At 62.0% G+C, this 18,543-nt stretch carries 19 protein-coding genes; 6 read left to right on the forward strand and 13 right to left on the reverse strand.

The genetic code is table 11. The features are described 5' to 3' along the window. Positions 1-35: 35 nt before the first annotated feature. Positions 36-818, forward strand: coding sequence for an alpha/beta hydrolase (locus tag AKV04_RS05590; RefSeq protein WP_054005460.1), 783 nt, complete (start codon positions 36-38; stop codon positions 816-818). A gap of 91 nt (positions 819-909) precedes the next feature. On the opposite strand, the gene AKV04_RS05595 is transcribed toward AKV04_RS05590, so the two are convergent. The 3 genes from AKV04_RS05595 to ubiA form a co-directional block, all read right to left on the reverse strand. Further along, on the reverse strand, positions 910-1,239 hold the full coding sequence (locus AKV04_RS05595; protein ID WP_054005461.1) for a hypothetical protein: 330 nt from the start codon (positions 1,237-1,239) through the stop codon (positions 910-912). A 16-nt stretch (positions 1,240-1,255) separates the two neighbouring features. After that, positions 1,256-3,271 (reverse strand): OmpA family protein, encoded by a 2,016-nt coding sequence (locus AKV04_RS05600; protein ID WP_235815549.1) that lies wholly within the window; start codon positions 3,269-3,271, stop codon positions 1,256-1,258. A 93-nt stretch (positions 3,272-3,364) separates the two neighbouring features. After that, positions 3,365-4,324 (reverse strand): 4-hydroxybenzoate octaprenyltransferase, encoded by a 960-nt coding sequence (gene ubiA, locus AKV04_RS05605; RefSeq protein WP_054005463.1) that lies wholly within the window; start codon positions 4,322-4,324, stop codon positions 3,365-3,367. A 12-nt stretch (positions 4,325-4,336) separates the two neighbouring features. On the opposite strand from ubiA, the gene AKV04_RS05610 reads away from it, so the two are divergent. The 3 genes from AKV04_RS05610 (at position 4,337) to AKV04_RS05620 (ending at position 7,043) form a co-directional block, all read left to right on the forward strand. After that, a complete protein-coding gene (locus AKV04_RS05610; RefSeq protein WP_054005464.1) occupies positions 4,337-5,062 on the forward strand; it encodes a 16S rRNA (uracil(1498)-N(3))-methyltransferase in 726 nt (241 codons plus the stop codon). Then, positions 5,059-5,604, forward strand: coding sequence for a hypothetical protein (locus AKV04_RS05615; protein ID WP_054005465.1), 546 nt, complete (start codon positions 5,059-5,061; stop codon positions 5,602-5,604). Before AKV04_RS05610 ends, AKV04_RS05615 begins: the two co-directional genes overlap by 4 nt. A 95-nt stretch (positions 5,605-5,699) precedes the next feature. Continuing rightward, positions 5,700-7,043: a glutamate--cysteine ligase gene (locus AKV04_RS05620; RefSeq protein WP_054005466.1), complete on the forward strand. Its 1,344-nt coding sequence runs from the start codon at positions 5,700-5,702 to the stop codon at positions 7,041-7,043. A 90-nt stretch (positions 7,044-7,133) separates the two neighbouring features. Here AKV04_RS05620 and plsY read toward each other — a convergent pair whose 3' ends face one another. The 4 genes from plsY to AKV04_RS05640 form a co-directional block, all read right to left on the reverse strand. Next, the gene (gene plsY, locus AKV04_RS05625) at positions 7,134-7,745 is read right to left on the reverse strand and encodes a glycerol-3-phosphate 1-O-acyltransferase PlsY (protein WP_054005467.1); all 612 of its coding nucleotides are present in this window, start codon (positions 7,743-7,745) and stop codon (positions 7,134-7,136) included. Positions 7,746-7,748: 3 nt separating this feature from the next. Next, positions 7,749-9,014: a dihydroorotase gene (pyrC, locus tag AKV04_RS05630; protein WP_054005468.1), complete on the reverse strand. Its 1,266-nt coding sequence runs from the start codon at positions 9,012-9,014 to the stop codon at positions 7,749-7,751. A 5-nt stretch (positions 9,015-9,019) separates the two neighbouring features. After that, positions 9,020-9,631 carry a hypothetical protein gene (locus tag AKV04_RS05635; protein WP_054005469.1) on the reverse strand — a complete coding sequence of 204 codons (612 nt, stop codon included), beginning with the start codon at positions 9,629-9,631 and terminating at the stop codon, positions 9,020-9,022. Between the two features lie 116 nt (positions 9,632-9,747). Beyond that, positions 9,748-10,710 carry an aspartate carbamoyltransferase catalytic subunit gene (locus AKV04_RS05640; RefSeq protein ID WP_054005596.1) on the reverse strand — a complete coding sequence of 321 codons (963 nt, stop codon included), beginning with the start codon at positions 10,708-10,710 and terminating at the stop codon, positions 9,748-9,750. A 93-nt stretch (positions 10,711-10,803) separates the two neighbouring features. Here AKV04_RS05640 and AKV04_RS05645 point away from each other — a divergent pair, with 93 nt between their 5' ends. Then, positions 10,804-11,616: a uracil-DNA glycosylase gene (locus AKV04_RS05645; protein ID WP_235815550.1), complete on the forward strand. Its 813-nt coding sequence runs from the start codon at positions 10,804-10,806 to the stop codon at positions 11,614-11,616. Positions 11,617-11,703: 87 nt separating this feature from the next. Here the strand turns inward: AKV04_RS05645 and AKV04_RS05650 are convergent, their stop codons facing one another. Beyond that, the gene (locus AKV04_RS05650; protein WP_054005470.1) at positions 11,704-12,516 is read right to left on the reverse strand and encodes a protein-disulfide reductase DsbD domain-containing protein; all 813 of its coding nucleotides are present in this window, start codon (positions 12,514-12,516) and stop codon (positions 11,704-11,706) included. Positions 12,517-12,630: 114 nt separating this feature from the next. Between AKV04_RS05650 and AKV04_RS05655 the strand changes: the two genes are divergently transcribed. Continuing rightward, positions 12,631-13,185 carry a YqgE/AlgH family protein gene (locus AKV04_RS05655; protein WP_054005471.1) on the forward strand — a complete coding sequence of 185 codons (555 nt, stop codon included), beginning with the start codon at positions 12,631-12,633 and terminating at the stop codon, positions 13,183-13,185. 48 nt (positions 13,186-13,233) lie between these two features. Here the strand turns inward: AKV04_RS05655 and ccoS are convergent, their stop codons facing one another. The 5 genes from ccoS to AKV04_RS05680 all read right to left on the reverse strand — a co-directional run bounded on the left by ccoS (position 13,234) and on the right by AKV04_RS05680 (position 18,495). Continuing rightward, positions 13,234-13,392 carry a cbb3-type cytochrome oxidase assembly protein CcoS gene (gene ccoS / locus AKV04_RS05660; protein WP_054005472.1) on the reverse strand — a complete coding sequence of 53 codons (159 nt, stop codon included), beginning with the start codon at positions 13,390-13,392 and terminating at the stop codon, positions 13,234-13,236. Positions 13,393-13,407: 15 nt separating this feature from the next. After that, positions 13,408-15,594, reverse strand: a complete 2,187-nt coding sequence (locus tag AKV04_RS05665; protein WP_054005473.1) for a heavy metal translocating P-type ATPase — start codon at positions 15,592-15,594, stop codon at positions 13,408-13,410. A 3-nt stretch (positions 15,595-15,597) separates the two neighbouring features. Beyond that, positions 15,598-16,071, reverse strand: a complete 474-nt coding sequence (locus AKV04_RS05670) for a FixH family protein (protein ID WP_054005474.1) — start codon at positions 16,069-16,071, stop codon at positions 15,598-15,600. Between the two features lies 1 nt (position 16,072). Beyond that, complete coding sequence (gene ccoG, locus AKV04_RS05675; protein ID WP_054005475.1) at positions 16,073-17,506, reverse strand: cytochrome c oxidase accessory protein CcoG; 1,434 nt, start codon at positions 17,504-17,506, stop codon at positions 16,073-16,075. A gap of 92 nt (positions 17,507-17,598) precedes the next feature. Beyond that, on the reverse strand, positions 17,599-18,495 hold the full coding sequence (locus AKV04_RS05680; RefSeq protein WP_054005476.1) for a LysR family transcriptional regulator: 897 nt from the start codon (positions 18,493-18,495) through the stop codon (positions 17,599-17,601). Positions 18,496-18,543 lie beyond the last annotated feature (48 nt).

Consider the following 18,543-nt stretch of genomic DNA (forward strand, 5'->3'; position numbering starts at 1 on the left):
GGACCTAAAGCTGGCGTCAAACTGGAGTGATACCGATGGACATGACCCGCGAATATCTGAACGGCGCCTTCATTCCGGGGTCCGAGGCGCTGCCTGCGCTGTGGACCGCCAAGGCCGCCGCTTTCCGCGAAAGCCTCGGCCCCCGCGCGCGCCTTGACATCGCCTACGGCCCCGCCCCGCGCAACCGCTTCGATCTGTACCTGCCCGAAGCCACACCGAAAGGCCTGATGGTGTTCATCCACGGCGGCTACTGGCTGGAAACCGACAAAAGCCTCTGGTCCCACCTCGCCGCAGGTGCCATCGCTCAAGGCTGGGCATGTGCGCTACCCGGCTACACCCTCGCTCCTGAAGGCCGCATCGCCCAAATCACCGCCGAGGTTGACATCGCTATCACCGCCGCCTGCGCGCTTGTCGAAGGCCCGCTCGTCATCACTGGCCATTCCGCAGGCGGTCATCTCACCGCCCGGATGGGCAACCCCGACCGCAGTGGCACCCTACGAGCCCGCCTCACCCGCATCGTACCAATCTCGCCCCTCGCCGACCTAGAGCCGCTCTCGCAAACCGACATGCAAACCAACCTGCTCCTCGACCCCGAAGAAATCGCAGCCGAAAGCCCCGCCCGCCACGCCCTGACCACCCAAGCCCATATCTGGGTCGGAGGCGCAGAACGTCCCGCCTTCCTATGGCAAGCCCGCACCCTGTCGGAAAACTGGAACTGCCCGTGGACGGTCGATCCCGGCACCCACCACTACAACGTGATTGACGCACTGGAAGACCCGAACTCACCGTTGATACAAACCTGCCTCAAAGGCCTCTAAGCCCATCCTCTGCGCTCAAATATCCTCAGGGGTGAGGCGCGCCGCGCCGAGGGGCAGAATGCCCCTGATTTTTCCCAAAAATCGCAGCCGACTAACTATTCGCGTGCATCCGCTCAATATAGGCGCGCATTTCTTCCGCCTCGTGCCGCGCATCGCGCAACCCTTCCATCGCAGCGCGCAATTCGGCCTCAGACTGGGCGATCTGGTTCATCAACTCGCCCTCACGGCTTTCGAGGTAAACAATCGCCTGATCGCGCATCTCCTCCGCTTCATGCAAAGATTGCGCCATCCGGTCCATTTCCGCCATATCGCCGCCCGCCACGCGGGTAAAGCGGTGCAGCAACCAATAGGTGAACCAGCCCGCCGCGAAGGCCAACAGCAGGATGACGGCAGTGGCCGCGATAAATTCGGTGCGGTTCATAGCTGCATCCCCAACATCATTCTGACTTCTTCGGTCGCGGCTTTGGCGCGATGGTTTTTTTCTGTGGTGCCACCGAAGGGCTGGTATCGCCCGAAAAATCCGGGCCCTCCTGCGCGGCTTTGACCGTACTCTGCGCCGCATCCGAACCCTGCGCCACTGTCGCTGCCGCCTTACCCGCATCGGGAGAGGCGGGCTTTGGCGCCCCGATCAACCGGAATTCAATCCGCCGATTGGCCTCCCGCCCGGCTTCGGTGCCATTGTCGGCCAAGGGATCGGCCTCGCCATAGCCGCGCGCCACCATGCCAGAAACATCAATCTGCCGCCCCTGCAAAGCCAACACCACGGTTTCCGCCCTGGCTTGCGACAGCGCAAGGTTGCCGCCGTCCGAGCCTTGCGAATCGGTATAGCCAGCGACTTCCAGTTTGACGCCCGGACAGGCTTTCAGCACATCCGCCAACGCCTTCATCACGCCACTGGCAGCCGAGGCGATTTCGGCTGACCCCGGCGTGAAGGTGATCTTCTGCCGCGCCACCACGTCATCAACGTCCTGCGCACATTCTTCCGGGGTCGGGATGCCTGCCAACGGATCAAGCGCCTTGTCGTATTTTACATCGACCTTAAAGGTCTGGCCCTGTCCGAGTTTCTCGGAAAGAATCTGCGAGATTCGGACCTTGGCGGATTGCGACCCAGTGATACCCTTCAGTTCCACCGTATCAGCGCGCACCAGCAGGGTGCCGTTGTCCAACTCTCCCAAAGCCTGCAGCCCAGCCAGCACCCGCAACGGCCAGCCGGTCGGCAGTTCGGGGTCCATCCGGGTCGCAAGGTAAGTGTTGCTGCCAAACTCGGCCTTGGCAAAGCTGTCAACGGCTTTGCGCAACACCTCATCGGTCAGACGACCGCGCATCTCCAACCGATGCGTCTCAGGCGCAAGCTTGGCGGTGAACTCAGCCGGGCCTGCAACTCCACCTGTGGCCTTCTTCTCCAGCGTTGCTTTCAGCGAGAACACATCCGGCAGCGCTGCACCCAATTCTCCAACCACCCGGTCAAAATCCGCCTGCGGCACATCGGCACCCGCCAACAGCGTCACATCGGCATCCGCGAAGGTCAGCGTAGCACTTTGCAGCTGTGCCACCGCTTTGATCCCGGCAATCGTCGCATCCGCCCAACGCGGCGTTGGCACGCCCAGCCCGATGGTGCAAGCATTGCGTCCCACGGCACCCGCAGCCCCCGCCGCCGCCAAAATCTTCGCGCGCGCCACCTCGGTATCCGCCGAACAGGCATCAAACCGCGCGCCCTCGGCGTCTTTCACAAAGCGCAGCGTGAACGGCGTCAGCACCGGACGCGGCGCCGAAATCTCAATCTTCACCGCCAGCCCCGCAGGCTTCGCGCTGTTCAACTGCTTCTCAAAACTGCGCTTTTCGGCCTCAGATCCAGCAATCGCGGTGATCGCCACCTGATCCGCCGCCACCGAAATCTTTGATCGCGGCAACATGCTCAGCGCGTTCAACCCATAGGTCAGCGCCGCATCCCAGCCTTCCGGCGCCGGATAGGCCGCCGTCTCCAACATATCCGACAGTGGAATATCGGGGGAAAGCGCCTGCGCCGTGTCTTTGACGCCCTGCAGCGCATCGCTTTCCGGCAACAAACCGATCAACTGAATCCCATCATCGTTGCGCAGCATTTCCACCGAAAACCGGGGCGCTTCAATCGCCTTCACCGGAGTCACCTCCAGCCGGTCGCGTATGCGGGACGAATCGATCAGGCCGCCCACAAGATTGACCACTTTGTACCGCATGGCCTCATTCGGAGCTGTCCCGTTTAGGTGAATTTGCAACCCATCCGGGGTGACGCTGGCAAAGGTGATGCCCTCGGTCAGCAGCATGGATTTCACCGCCCGGGCGGAAATATTCTCAACCAGCACAGCCGCACCCCAGGCCACCAGCACCGAAACCATCCCCGCCGCGATAAACGCGCAGGGGGCAAGATACTTCGCAGGAAGCTGGGCAAGGCTGAGTTTCGGCAATGTTACCACGGGGTCATTCAACTCGGTCTGTCAGAAACGCCGCCGGAGGACAGCAGGCCACCCGGTCCCGGTCTGCATAAAGCGCGCGTCCCCCCGGATCAATCAAAGGAACACCGCAACGGCAAGAAACAGCGCAGGAATGAGGCCAGCATCGCGGTTGGATAGAAACAATCGCCGACATTGCGCCGGATCGTCGATATTTAAGCCACGCAGCTGCCACGCCATATGCCAACCAAAGCCCCAGACCCCCGCCAAAGCAAGGATCAACGCAAGCACTTTGCCGGGGGGAATCGGGATGCTGATCACCGCGCCCGCCATCAAAACCACCGCCACCACCATAAACCCGCGCAGCCACGCCCGCGAGTTGTCACCAAACAGCCGCGCCGTCGATTTCACCCCGATCAGCGCGTCATCCTCCCGGTCCTGATGCGCGTAAATCGTGTCATAGAACAGTGTCCAAGCGATGCCCGCGCCATACAACAGCACCGCAGGCAGCCGCACCTCGCCGGCATGGGCGGCATACACCAGCACCGCCCCCCAGTTGAACGCCAGCCCCAGAAACGCCTGCGGCCACCAGGTAAATCGCTTGGCGAACGGATAAATCAGCACCAACCCCAGCGACGCCACCCCCAACCCAATCGACAACCAGTTGTAAGTGAACAAATTAAGCGCCGCCAGTGCCGCCTGCACCGCCATCCACAGCAGCGCCCCCCGAACCGTCACCGCCCCCGAGGGCAGCGGCCTGCTGCGCGTCCGCGCCACGCTTGCGTCAATCTCACGATCCGCAATGTCATTCCAAGTGCAACCCGCGCCGCGCATCAGGAAAGCCCCCAGCGCAGAAGACACCACCAGCCACAAATCCCACAACCGGAACCCGTCCGAAAGCCCCGCCAGCGCAATGCCCCACCAGCACGGGATCAGTAAAAGCCAGGTCCCAATTGGGCGATCCGCACGGCTCAGTCGCAGATAGGGCCGCGTCGCCTGTGGCGCAAAGCGATCCACCCAATTGTCTTTCGGCGCATCCGCCACCGTGGCCTCTGGTTTTTCCGCAAACTCAGACATAGATTCCCCGGCATGACAGATGCAAAAATCCGCCTCTATGTAGATCAGGCACTGGCGCATGGGCAAGCCGTGGCCGTCAACGCCGATCAGGCCCACTATCTTTTCAACGTGATGCGGCTTGCGCGCGGCGCGCCTGTGGCCCTGTTCAATGGCCGCGACGGTGAATGGCGCGCGGAAATTGCCGAGGCTGGCAAACGCGGCGGCATCCTGATCTGCACCGATCAAACCGCGCCTTTGCGCCTGCCCCCCGATCTCTGGCTCGCCTTCGCGCCGATCAAAAAAGCCCGCACCGATTTCATCGTCGAAAAAGCCACCGAACTGGGGGCCGCCCGCATCATTCCGGTGCAAACCCGCCACACCAACGCCGAACGCATCCGGCAAGACCGCCTGCAAGCCCACGCTTTAGAGGCGGCCGAGCAATGCGGCGCCACCTTCGTCCCCGAAGTCAGCGACCTGACCAGCTTGGATAAATTCCTCACCACTCTCCCCGCAGACCGCAAGCTGCTGTGGTGTGATGAGGCGATGGTCGGCCAAGCCCCGGCCCTAAGTGGCCCACGCGGCGGAAAATGGGCGATCCTGATCGGCCCCGAAGGCGGCTTCTCGGCAGACGAACAAACCCGCCTGCGCGGGCTGCCGCAAATCCACCCCACCGCCCTCGGCCCCCGCATCCTGCGTGCTGACACCGCCGCCGTCGCAGCCCTCACCCTGTGGCAAGCGACCTTAGGCGACTGGGCATGATCCGCCCCGAGTTCCTCGCCATGCTGCGGCGCTTCTCCGAAGTGATCTGGGCATCTGCCATCATAGGCTTCGGCCTCTGGCTGATCCTATTAGGTGGCTACCTGCTCACCCCTGTTGGCACCGCCATCGGTGCATTCGGCGTGGCTTGGGCCATCCTTGCGCTGCGCCGCCAGCGCTTTGCCCAAACCGTCGAGGCCCCCGGCATTGTCGAGGTCGATGAAGGCCAGATCGGCTATCTCGGGCCACAAACCGGCGGCTATGTCTCAATCCCCGAGCTGACCGAGCTGCGCCTGCTCAGCTTACGCGGCCGCCGCGTCTGGCGCTTGAAACAAGCCGATGGCCAAGCCCTGCTGATCCCGATCGATGCCACCGGTGCGGACAAACTGTTCGACGCCTTCGCCAGCCTGCCCGGCATGAACACCCTCGCCTTAGTCGCCGCTCTTGATGCCAAACCCAGCACTGGCAGCACCACGCTTTCCCTCGCCGCCGAGACAAAAACCATCTGGTATCGCCCCGGTCGCGGGGTGTTGCCCGGATCGTGAAGCAATTGTAACGCTGCGCAGCCTCTCTTGACTTAGGCACGGCTCCGCTCCACCTGTTGCATCCTGAAATTTCCAACGCGAAAGGGCCCTGCCCCATGTCGATTCCCCAGTCCGGCGGCGGCCCCATCGAAGATTTCTCGCAACTCGCCGAGTTGCTGGAGTCTGGCAGCAAACCGAAAGCCGATTGGCGCATCGGCACCGAGCATGAGAAATTCGGCTGGCTGACCGACAGCCGCGCGCCGCTGCCCTATGCTGGCGACCGTTCAGTATCCGCCCTATTCGCGGGCCTGCAAGGCTTCGGCTGGACCCCGGTGCTGGAAGCCGAGAACATCATCGGTATGACGCGCAACGGCGCGAACATCAGCCTTGAGCCGGGTGGCCAGTTTGAACTCTCCGGTGCGCCCTTGGAAAACTTGCACCAAGGCGCGGCTGAATTGCAAAATCACCTCGACGAGGTCCGCGCCATCGCCGATCCTCTGGGCATCAAATTCATGGGGATCGGGGCCGCGCCGGAATGGTCGGCCCAGACCATGCCGGTGATGCCAAAAGGCCGTTACCGTCTGATGACCGATTATATGGGCCGCGTCGGCACTCATGGCACCCAGATGATGTATCGCACCTGCACCGTGCAAGTGAACCTCGACTACGCGTCGGAGGCCGATATGGTGAAAAAACTCCGCGTCGCCCTCGCCTTACAACCCGTCGCCACCGCCCTGTTCGCCTCCTCGCCGTTCTTCGATGGCAAACCCAATGCCCATAAATCATGGCGCAGCCGCATCTGGCGCGGCTTGGACAATGCCCGCACCGGAATGCTGCCCTTCGCCTTCGATCAAGGTTTCGGCTTCCAACAATATGTAGACTGGGTCTTGGATGCCCCGATGTATTTCGTCTACCGCGACGGCAAATATATCAACGCTTTGGGTCAATCCTTCCGCGACTTCCTCGCTGGAAACCTGCCCGCTTTGCCCGGTGAAAAGCCCACCCTGTCCGACTGGGCCGACCATATGACCACCGTGTTCCCCGAAGCCCGCGTGAAGAAATACATCGAAATGCGCGGGGCAGATTGCGGCGACCAAGCCCATATCGACGCGCTACCCGCTTTCTGGGTCGGCCTAATGTATGACGACGCTGCATTGGACGCCGCATGGGATCTGGTCAAAGGTTTTGACACCGAGACCCGCGAAGCCCTGCGCGTCAACGCCTCTGTCAGCGCCCTGCAAGCCGAAGCCAACAGCATCAAACTGCTAGACCTCGCCCGCGCAGCCGTCGGCCTGTCGCACGCAGGCCTCGCTGCCCGTGGCCTTGATGAGCAGCGCTACCTCGCCCCCCTGGTGCAAAACCTCGCCACCGAGAAGACCCAAGCCGACCGCTGGCTAGATCTCTATAACGGCGCCTGGGGCAAAGACCTGACACCGATCTATGAGGCGTCGAGCCTCTAGGTTTCACTCTGGCCTAAATATCCCCGCCGTAGGCTAACTGCATTTATGCCAGAAGCCTCCGGCGGGAGTATTTCAAAAAGAGCAAATCCTTTAGGCCTTCTTCGCCCCGATCCTCGGCTCCGTTCCCGCTTTAAGGCGCTGCAAATTTGGCCAGTGCCGGATGTAGACCAGCACGGTGAGAATGAACACCAGAGCCAGCATCTGGCCCTGATCGAACATGAACAGCCACAGCCCCGACAAGGCCGCCGCCACCAGTGCCGCCAGCGACGATATCCGCCACACAGCCGCCGCCAACGCCCAAGTCGCACAGGCCGCCAGCCCCACCGGCCAAGCCAAAGCCAACAACGTGCCAAGGAATGTCGCCACCCCTTTGCCGCCTTTAAACCCCAGCCAAACCGGGAACAGATGCCCGAGAAAGGCCGCTAACCCGGCCAGTTGCGCCGCATCCTCTCCCACCGCATAGCGCGCGATCAGCACCGCGATGCCGCCCTTCGCCGCATCCAGAATCAGTGTCGCCAAGGCCGCACCCTTGTTCCCCGTCCGCAGCACATTGGTCGCGCCAATGTTCCCCGAGCCGATAGAACGCAAATCCCCCAGACCCAGCGCCCGCGTGATCACCACGCCAAACGGCACCGACCCAAGCAGATAGGCCAGCACCGCGACCGCTACCAAAACCAACGGCGAAGAAACAATCTCTGGCATATCTTACCCCTGATAAACCGCTTGGCCCGCGACATAAGTTGCCAGCACCTTACCCTCCATCCGGCAGCCGTCAAACGGTGTGTTCTTAGATTTCGAGTGCAATTTGAACCGATCTAGCAGGTAAGGGGCGTAGGGGTCGAACAGCACCAAATCCGCCGGAGCCCCCACCGAAAGCCGCCCCTGCGGCAACCCCAGCCGTTTCGAGGAGTTCAAAGACAACGCCCGGAACAGTGTCGGCAAATCCAACTGCCCCGCATGATACAGCCGCAACGCCGCAGGCAGCAAAGTCTCCAAACCCACCGCCCCCGAAGCCGCTTCCTCAAACGGCAGCCGCTTGCTCTCCTCATCCGCCGGAGTATGAAATGACCCGATCACGTCGATCAACCCCTCGGCTACCGCCTGCACCATCGCCATCCGGTCTTCTTCCGACCGCAGCGGCGGGGTGAACTTAAAGAACGTCCGGTAATCGCCGACATCAATCTCGTTCAGCGTCAGATGGTGGATCGACACCCCCGCCGTCACGTCAAAGCCATTCGCTTTGGCGCGCTCCAACGCAGGCAGACTGCGCGCCGTGGTGATCTGATCGACGTGATAGCGCACCCCGGTCATCTCAACCAAGCCCAGATCGCGGTCCAGCCCAATCCGCTCCGCCATCGCCGAAACTCCCGGCAACCCGCGCAAACTGGCAAACTTGCCAGAGGTCGCCGCCGCCCCAACTGAGAGCCCCGGCTCCTGCGGATGCCCGATCACCAAGGCCCCCAAAGACCGCGCATAGGTGAACGCCCGCGACAGCGCCTTGGTATCGCTGGAAACCTTGAACACATCGGTAAACGCCACAGCACCCGCATCGAGCAGAAAGCCGATCTCGGTCATCTCATGCCCCAACCGCCCCTTGGTCAGCGCCGCCATATGCCGGATCCGCACCCGCGCCTCGCCCGCGCGCCGGGTCACAAATTCCAACACCTCCGGCGTGTCGATCGAGGGCGTGGTATCCGGCCGCACCACCATCGTGGTGATCCCGCCAGCCGAAGCCGCCAGCCCCGCCGAGCGGAAGGATTCCTTATGCCGCTCACCGGGTTCGCCGATCTTGACGCCAATATCGACAATGCCGGGCGCGAGACAATGCCCGCCGCAATCCACCTCGGTTGCACCCGCAGGCGCATCGTCATCCAGCGCCACGATTACCCCATTGTCGATGGTCAGCGAGCCGATCTCATCGGTGCCGGATTCCGGGTTGATCAGGCGGGCGTTGGTGAAGTGGAGGGTCATACTTGTCATCTTTCATTCATCGCCAGAGGAGGCTTTCCCACTGTCTTGGCAAGGCTCCGCATAATATCCTGAATTTCATCACATTGAGGTTGAGACAAAGCGCCCATGAAATATTTATCGGCAAAGTATAGTGCCCTGCCCCGGACAAATGCTAAGCACCTAGACCCTTTCCTCGCTCGAATGGGCGAACTGGGCGTTAGTTGCGGGACTTCACATTCATGCGCAAAGCTAAAATGCGATTCCTTAAACCAATTTACGTAACAATAAACTCTCACATCGGTTATTGTCCAAGCGGCATAGGATCTGTGCAGAGCTTTTGACAAAACAAGGGCAACATCCTTTAAGAACAACGCAAAGAAGATCAAAACTATTGGCGCACCGCCATAGAAGGAAATTTCGCACTTGCCTTGCAGCGCAAAACTTACTTCGGCGCAATGAGTGGGTTTCAAAAATATGTACAACCAGACGGTAGCCGCGAAAACCCACAACACCAATTCGAATACCAACCTATTTTTGTGTGAAAACGGTGTGGCTGTCCCCATCCAGATAATTTTTTCACCCAGTTCGATGCGGCTGCGCCAGAACTCGCCAGGGTCTAGGTAGACTAGGGAAACCATCCCTCACCCCGCCATCCAAACAAACGCCACAGTAAACACCGCCAGAAACACCAGCACGCCGGTGGCCACCATGCCGCTCATCCGGGCGTCCGACCATTTCTGCTTGGGTTTCTTGGTCATACCATCGTCCCCACAGCCGCTCGGCCGCGCTCGGCGCGCAGGTTGCGCGCCAGCAAATCCATGCAGGCCATCCGCACCGCCACACCCATCTCGACCTGATCCTGAATCACGCTTCGGTTGATGTCGTCCGCCAACTCGCCGTCAATCTCGACGCCCCGGTTCATCGGCCCCGGATGCATCACAATCGCATCGGGCTTAGCGAAACTCAGCTTCTCGGCATCCAGCCCGTAGCGGTGATAATACTCGCGTTCAGAAGGGATAAACCCGCCGTCCATCCGTTCCTTCTGCAAGCGCAGCATCATCACCACATCGGCACCCTCAAGCCCCTTGCGCATGTCGTCGTAAAGCTCACAGCCGAAATGCTCCACCCCCGCAGGCATCAGGGTCGGCGGCGCAATCAACCGCAGCCGGTTCTCCATCTTCCCCAGCAAAATCAAATTGCTGCGGGCGACGCGCGAATGCGCAATATCGCCGCAAATCGCAATCGTCAGCCGCTGAATCCGCCCCTTCGCCCGCCGGATGGTCAGCGCATCGAGCAGTGCCTGCGTCGGATGCTCGTGCCGCCCGTCGCCCGCGTTCAGCACCGCGCAGTTGACCTTGGACGCCAGCAAATTCACTGCCCCCGACGCGCCGTGCCGCACCACCAGCAAATCCGGGTGCATCGCGTTCAGCGTCATCGCGGTATCAATCAGCGTCTCGCCTTTCTTCACCGAAGACGAGCCAACCGACATATTCATCACATCCGCGCCCAGCCGTTTCCCGGCCAACTCAAAACTGGCCTGCGTGCGGGTGGAGTTCTCAAAGAACATGTTGATCTGCGTCAGCCCCGCCAAAGCATCCGACGATTTCACCGTGCGGCGGTTCAGATCGACATAGCGATCCGCCAAATCCAAGATCGTGGTGATTTCCAAAGGCGAAAGTTGCTCGATCCCAAGCAGGTGGCGGGCGCGAAAGCTCATCGGCATCTCCAGGGCATGTTTTGCCGCTTATAGAAACCCCAAGCGCCCCCGGCAAGGCTTGTTCCCCAGTCGCAAGCCCCCTACTTTGCCACAATGGGAATCGACTCCAACATCGCAGGCGACTGGCATGCCGCCTTGGCCGCATTGGCGTGGCAGGTCGATCTTGGCCTGACCGATATTTCAGCCGAAACCCCGCTCAACCGCTACGACCTGCCAGAGCCGATCAAAGCCCCGGCTCCGGCTCCGATCATCGCGGCGCCCAAAGTCACCCCGCCGCCACCCGAACCCGAAGCACCAAATCCCGAAGCTGCGATCTTTGCTGCCCGTGCGGCGGCCAATGGCTGCGAAACGCTGGAAGCCCTGCGCGAGGCCGTCGCCGCCTTCGAGCATTGCGAACTCAAACGCGGCGCGCGCAACCTCGTCTTCGCCGACGGCAACCCAAAGGCCCGCGTGCTGATCCTCGGCGAAGCCCCCGGTGTGGAAGAAGACCGCGAAGGCCGCCCCTTCGTCGGTCGCGCAGGCCAACTGCTCGACCGCATGTTCGCCGCCATCGGCCTTGCCCGCACCTCGCCCGACCCCGAAACCGCGCTCTATATCACCAACACCCTGCCATGGCGCCCGCCGCAAAACCGCGACCCCTCGCTGGATGAAATCGCCATGATGCGCCCCTTCGTGGAACGTCACATCGCCTTGATCAATCCCGATGTCATCGTGCTGGTCGGCAACACGCCGCTGCAAACCCTCCTGAACACCAAAGGCATCCTGCGCGCGCGGGGCAACTGGACCGAAGCACTAGGCAAACCCGTGCTGCCGATGACCCACCCCGCTTACCTGCTGCGCAACCCCATCGCCAAACGCGAAGCTTGGGCCGACCTTCTGTCGCTGCAGACCAAACTACGCAGGTAAAAAGCCGCCCCGCTCGGATGAAAATGGCCCCCAAGGTCGTCCTCTCTGCTCAAATATGCCCGCAGGAGGCCCCCTCCGCCTTGACCCTCACGGCGCGGGGCAACCTGCGATCTCGACTGACCCACTGGGCCCCAACACAGTCACCACCACGCCCGAGCGATCCAGCGCAAAGGGTGCTCCGCTGCTGGCCACCAGATCGACGCCTGCCGTCAACCGCCCGCCAGCCCGCGTGCTTTCCGCCTCACCCACCCAGACGCTTGCATCCGAGGTTTCAAACACCACCGTCTCGGCCCCACGCTGCGGCAAATCCAGCACTGCGGTCAACCGCAACCCGTCGACAATCGGGGCCACCTCACAAGAAATCGCCCGCAACCCCGCCGCCTTGCCGCCCACAGGCTGCGCCCGCAAAGCCGCGTTGATCGCCGCATCAGGCGCACCCGCATCCAAAACGGCGGTAAGCTGCACCTCCGCTGGCATGCAAATCTGATTGCACACTCCCAGATCAACCCCGGCCCGCAACTCCACGGGCTTGGACGCATCCAGCGGCACCACCTCCAGCGGCAGCACCACGCCTTCGTGATAGCCAATCGTCTGCATGCCATTGGTGTGAAACACCACCGGGCTCGGCCAATGCACAAGCACAGATTTGACGTTCACCGAACCCGACCAGTTGAACAGCGGCGGTATCCCCGCCTCACCGGGGCTGCGCCAATAGGTCTTCCAATCGGGTGCAAGCTGCAACCGCAGCCCTGCCATATGGTGGCCGTTCTGCATCTGCCAACCCGGCAGCAGATCAGCCTGCAAGACATCGTCTTGCGTGGTGGCAAAAGCAGCCGTCGCTGCGCAGAGCGCAAGGGCAGGCGAGGCGGCGCAGAGCGCGAATGTCAGAGCTTTCAGCATGAGACTGTCATAAGCAAAGCGCCGCCTTCGGGGAAATCACGATCCGGCGAGAGGCTTGTAACCAAATCCGGCTTTGCCCATCTTGAGTCCAACCAGACATAGGGGCGCGATTCGATGGATCTCTGCGGAAAGCTATTGGTGGCAATGCCCGGTATGGGCGACCCGAGGTTTGAGCATGCGGTGATCCTCGTCTGCGCCCACACACCTGAAGGTGCCATGGGTCTGATCATCAACAAAACCCTGCCCGATATGTCGTTCTCTGGCCTGCTCGAACATCTGAAAATCCCGCTGGGCGAGGAAAGCCGCAAGATCGCCGTGCATTTCGGTGGCCCGGTCGAACGCGGGCGCGGCTTCGTGCTGCACTCTCCCGATTACATCGGCGGCCCAGCGACGTTGAAGATCGAAGGCGGCTTTGGCATGACCGCGACGCTGGACGTGCTGGAAGCGATGGCGCAAGGCCAAGGCCCCGACAAAGCCCTGCTGGCATTGGGATATTCCGGCTGGGGTCCGGGCCAGCTCGAGGCTGAAATCACCCGCAATGACTGGCTGACGGTAGAGCCCTCCGAAGCGCTGATCTTCGCCGAAAACGACGCCTCCAAATGGGCAGGCGCCTTGCGCGGCATGGGCATCGAACCGCTCAGCCTTTCGGCAACTTCCGGCCGCGCCTAACCGATTTTCGCCCCGAAAATCGTGCACGAATTCCGTTTCGGAATTCGCTTACTGCTTCGGCTTGTCGTCCCAATCCTTCATCAAGATCCGATTGGCATCGCCGGATGGGTCGTCAAACTGCTTGGTCTTCATCGCCCAGATAAACGCCAGCAACCCCACGCCCCCCAGCAGCAATGACACCGGAATCAGGATTGACAGAATTTCCATGACTCCCGCCTCCCCCTACTTCAACCGCATCGCATTCAGCGAGACGGTAATCGACGACAAAGACATCGCCAAGGCCGCTGCCAGCGGAGTTGCAGCCCCCATCAGTGCCAAAGGCACGGCAATCACGTTATAGGCCGCCGAAATCCCGAAATTCTCCAGCATCCGCCGCGTCGCCTGCCGCGCGATCCGGGTGGCATCGCCAATCGGCGTCATATCCTGCCCGAGCAGCACGATATCCGAAGCCGTCCGCGCCGCATCCAGCGCCGTCGCGGGTGAGATCGACACATGCGCCACAGCCAAAGCCGCCGTGTCGTTCAGCCCATCCCCCACCATCAACACTCGTCGCCCCTCAGCGGTCAAAGCGCGCACCAGCGCCACCTTCTCGGCAGGCAAAGCCCCCGCCACCCAATCCGCAATCCCCAACCGTGCCGCGAGCTCTCCCACCGCCCCCGGCACGTCGCCCGAGATCAACTTGATCCGCATCCCCTGCGCCATCAGGGCCGCAATCGCAGCCTCCGCCCCCGGACGTAGCCGATCCGCGAAAGCGAAAGCCTGCGTCTCGCCTCCCGCGCTCAGATACGTCGCCGTCACCGCCAGTGCCTGCGCCCCGCACCAATCCGCCCGGCCCAACCGCACCACTTCCCCGCGCCAAACGCCCTCCACCCCATAGCCAGGCACCTCGCGCAGATCAGATACCTCTGCCGCGACAACTCCCTGCCCCCGCGCCGCCGCAGCCAAAGCCTGCGCCAAAGGATGCGCCGATCCCACAGCCAATCCCGCCGCCACCTCCAAAGCCCAAGCCGGATGCGCCATCAAATCCACCAACTCCGGCGCACCCATCGTCAGCGTCCCGGTCTTATCAAACACCACGCAATCCACTTGCGCCAATCGCTCCAGCGCCGTGCCATGCTTGATCAACAGTCCCTTACGGAACAGCTTGCCAGAGGCAGCCGTCACCACCGCAGGCACCGCGAGGCCCAAGGCACAGGGGCAAGTGATGATCAACACCGCTGCCGAGATATTGATCGCAAACCGCAGATCCCCCCCCGTCGCCCACATCCAGTAGCTAAAGGCCGAGAACGACAGGATATGCACCAAGGGCGAGTAAAACCGCGCCGCCCTCTCGGCCAAAGTGGTGTATTTTGTCTTCGCACTTTCCGCCACTGCGACCAAATCCGCCATCCGGTGCAGGCTCGAATCCCGCCCCGCCGCCGTCACCCGCAACGTCAAAGGCCCGGTCAGATTGACCTCCCCTGCCGCCACCACCATCCCCGGCCCGACAAACACCGGCAGGCTTTCCCCGGTCAGCAAACTGCGATCCACCTCCGACGCGCCGCTTTCCACCACCCCATCCACTGGCATCCGCCCCCCCGGACGCACCCGCACCAGATCACCGACCACTACCTCGGAAATCACCCGCACCACCTCAACGCCATCCTCCAGCACCGAGGCCCGAGGCACCTCCAACGCCGCCAATTCCTCGGCAGCCGAACGCGCCACCGCCCGGGTGCGATGATCCAGATAGCGCCCCAGCAAAAGGAAGAAGCACAGCATCACCGCCGCATCAAAGTAAGCGTGATGGCCGGATTTAATCGTCTCAAACAGTGAAATCGACGACGCCAGCACCAAGGCCAGCGAGATCGGGAAATCCATCCCAAGCCGCCCAACCCTAACTCCCGCCCAGGCCGAACGGAAAAACGGCTGGCCACAGAAAATCACCGTCGGCACCGCAATCGCCGCCGAGATCCAGTGGAACATGTCGCGCGTCGCCCCTTCGGCCCCCGACCACACCGCCACCGACAACAGCATTACGTTCATCATTGAAAAGAACGCCACCCCCAGCCGCATCAGCAACTCGCGCCCCTGCCGATCCGTCTCCGTGGCGCTCAGCAGCCCTGCGTCCAGCTCATGCGCCTCAAACCCCACGCCCGCCAGCACCGCAACCAAAGCCTCTGCGGTCACGTCAGCCATAGCATCCACCGACACCCGCTTCATCGTCAGATTCACCCGAGACGAGTCCACCCCCGGCACCGCCGCCAACGCAGTTTCCACCGTCGAAATACAAGCCGCACAATGCGCCGACGGCAGCGACAACATCAGCCGTCCCCGCGCCGCCACATGCGCCTGCTGTTGCGCCAAAGGCACCACAACACAGGCCGGACAAGCCGCCATCCCGCCCTGCTCAAACTCGACCACGCTCATCGCCTAGCCTTTCACAAACAGGTTCAGCCGCTGCTGAAACAGCACGCCATCGCCCGAGCGCGCCGTGACATGCAGCATCCATTTGCCCGGATGCAAAGCGGCTTTCGCCACATAAACCCCACCCTCATAGACAAACCGAGGCGTCGAATCCTCACGCGCCTCGGTCACCCGGCCCAGCAGAACATCCAAGCCCTCGACCACCACCGGCTTGCCCGCAGCATCGGTAAAGGCCAGCACCAACTCCCCCTTCGCGCTATCATAACCGGGCGCAACCGTCCAACCCAACGCCTCCTGCGCCCGCCGATCCGCGTCAAACGTCTGACTAGCGACGTAGGAATTCTCCACCTCCAGCCCCGGAAACGTGCTGATCGCCTTGTAGGCCATCACCAGATTGACCGCGATGATCACGCCAAACGCCGCCACGGTAAACGCCAGCACATGCCAGCCCTTGATTTCGCGTACACCCGCCTCGGCCATCTTATTCGCCCTTTCCGTTGAACACGGTGTCATGATGCACCCGATCATTGCCCGGCGCGGCCTCGGTCCCCAAATCCTGAATCCAGAACCGCAGATCAGTCCGTGCAGCCTCCGCCCCCAGTGAATGTGCCGGAGCCGTCACAAAAAGCCGTTGAGTCTTGGTGGCATTGGCGGGTACCAGAACCTTCAAGCCCGGCGCGCCATCCAACGTCAGCAGAAACCCGGCATCCGAGGTCGCGGCAAAGGTGAACCAACGGTCTTCGCCATGCTTATTGCGTAGCCGCAGATCGTAAGTGTTGCGGATCGCGCCATCCGATAGCGTCACGAACATCGGATTGCGCACCGGGGTCACGCTGACATCAATCGACGCCCGCAGGAACAACGCCACCACCAAGGCAATGCCAATTCCTGCCCAAAGTACGGTATACATCATTGTTCTGGGCCGAAACACATGGCTCCAGACCGACTTCGCCGGTTGCCCCGCGCGTTCGCGGACCTCATCCGTCAGAGCCATATAGCTGATCAGGTTCAACGGCTTGCCAATCTTCGCCATCGTATCGTTGCAGGCGTCGATGCACAGACCGCAGGTGATGCAGGCCATCTGCTGACCATCGCGAATATCAATCCCCATCGGGCAGACGTTCACACACGCCATGCAGTCTATGCAATCGCCGTTGCCCTCGACGCTCGCCTTGCCGCGCGGCTCGCCCCGCCAGTCGCGGTAGCCAATGGTCAGCGTATCCTCATCCACCATCGCCGCCTGAATCCGCGGCCAAGGGCAGGCATAGATGCAAATCTGTTCCCGCGCGAAGCCGCCAAACACAAAGGTCGTCGCGGTCAGGATCGCCATCGTGGTATAAGCCACCGGATGCGCGGTGCCATGGATCAGGTTCTGCAACAACGTCGGCGCGTCGGTGAAATAGAACACCCAAGCCCCCCCCGTGGCGAGGCCGATCAGTAGCCAGACGCTCCACTTCACCAGCCGTTTGCGCAGCTTTTCCAGGTTCCAGTTTTGCCGATGCAAGCGCAGCCGCGCGTTGCGGTCGCCTTCAATCCAACGCTCAACCAAAATATAAAGATCCGTCCACACCGTTTGCGGGCAGGCATAGCCGCACCAGACCCGCCCTGCGGCGCTGGTGAACAGGAACAACCCCAGCCCCGCCATGATCAGCAGACCGGCTACGAAATAAAACTCGTAGGGCCAAATCTCGATCATGAAGAAGAAAAACCGACGGTTGGCGATATCGACCAGCACCGCCTGGTCCGGCAGACTTGGCCCGCGATCCCAGCGCAACCAAGGCGTGACGTAGTAAACCCCCAGCATCAGCCCCAGCAGCCACCATTTCAGCGTGCGAAAGGTACCTTTGACCCGGCGCGGAAAGATCGGCTCACGCGCGGCATAAAGGCTGGGAGGCTGGGTATCAGGATTTGTCACGGAACTCTCCGGTGGCTAAGGCTGGCCCCTCTATGCGCCCCGGTGCCGCGCTGGACTTTGACCTGAATCAATCCCGCATCCGAAATACAACTTCAGCCTGCGACCGTTTGTCCCCGCCCACCCGCTGCTTGCTTTAACACCCAATCGCAAAACACCTGCAAGGATGACCGCAAAATTCCCGGTCGCGTCACCAGAAAATAGCCCTCGCGGCCATGATCCTCATACAACAACCGCAACCGCCCCGCCGCCAGATCAGCCTCCATGAACGCGCGAACCGAGATCGCCACCCCCTGCCCATCCCGTGCCGCATCCAGCAGCAGCGTGCCCGGCATCGAGGTCATCGCCGCCCCCTCCGCGCGCTGAAGCCCATGCCTATCCAGAAACGCCGTCGCCTCGGATGTCCCCAACTCCTGCAACCACGGCAGTTTCGCCAAATCAGCCAACGAAGACGCCGCCCCCTCTGGCACCAGCTTGGGCGAAGCCACCACCACCACACCTGACCGCAGCACCAGCTTGGACACCAGCCCCGCCCAACCGCCATTGCCATAACGGATGCCCAGATCAGCCTCGCGCCCGATGTCCCGCGCCTCGGCGGTCGGGTCGATCACCAGATCAATCCCCGGATGCTTGGCTCGGAAATCCGCCAGACGTGGCAGCAGCCAACCGCCCGCGAAGGTCGAGGTCGTGGTGATCCGCAGCACCCGTGCCGCATCCGCCCCAGTCAGGTCTTCAATCGTGCTGGCAATCGCGGCAAAGCTGGTCTGGAGCGTCTCGGCCAGTCTGCGCCCCTCAACCGTCAACCCCAACCGCCGCCCACCGCGTTCGACCAACGCCAGCCCCAAATGCGCCTCCAACGCCCTGATCTGCTGGCTGATCGCGGCATGCGTAACCCCAATCCGCGCGCCCGCCTCCTCCAGCCCACTCGCCTCTGCAAAAGCCGAAAACGCCCGCAACGCCGACAAGGGCGGCATATGTCGCCAGTTCGTCATGAAAGCCTGCCTTACATGGAAACATTGTTGCTGCGTGGAAACATGCGC

The sequence above is a fragment of the Cypionkella psychrotolerans genome (assembly GCF_001294535.1).
In the GTDB taxonomy this organism is placed as follows: Bacteria; Pseudomonadota; Alphaproteobacteria; order Rhodobacterales; family Rhodobacteraceae; genus Cypionkella; species Cypionkella psychrotolerans.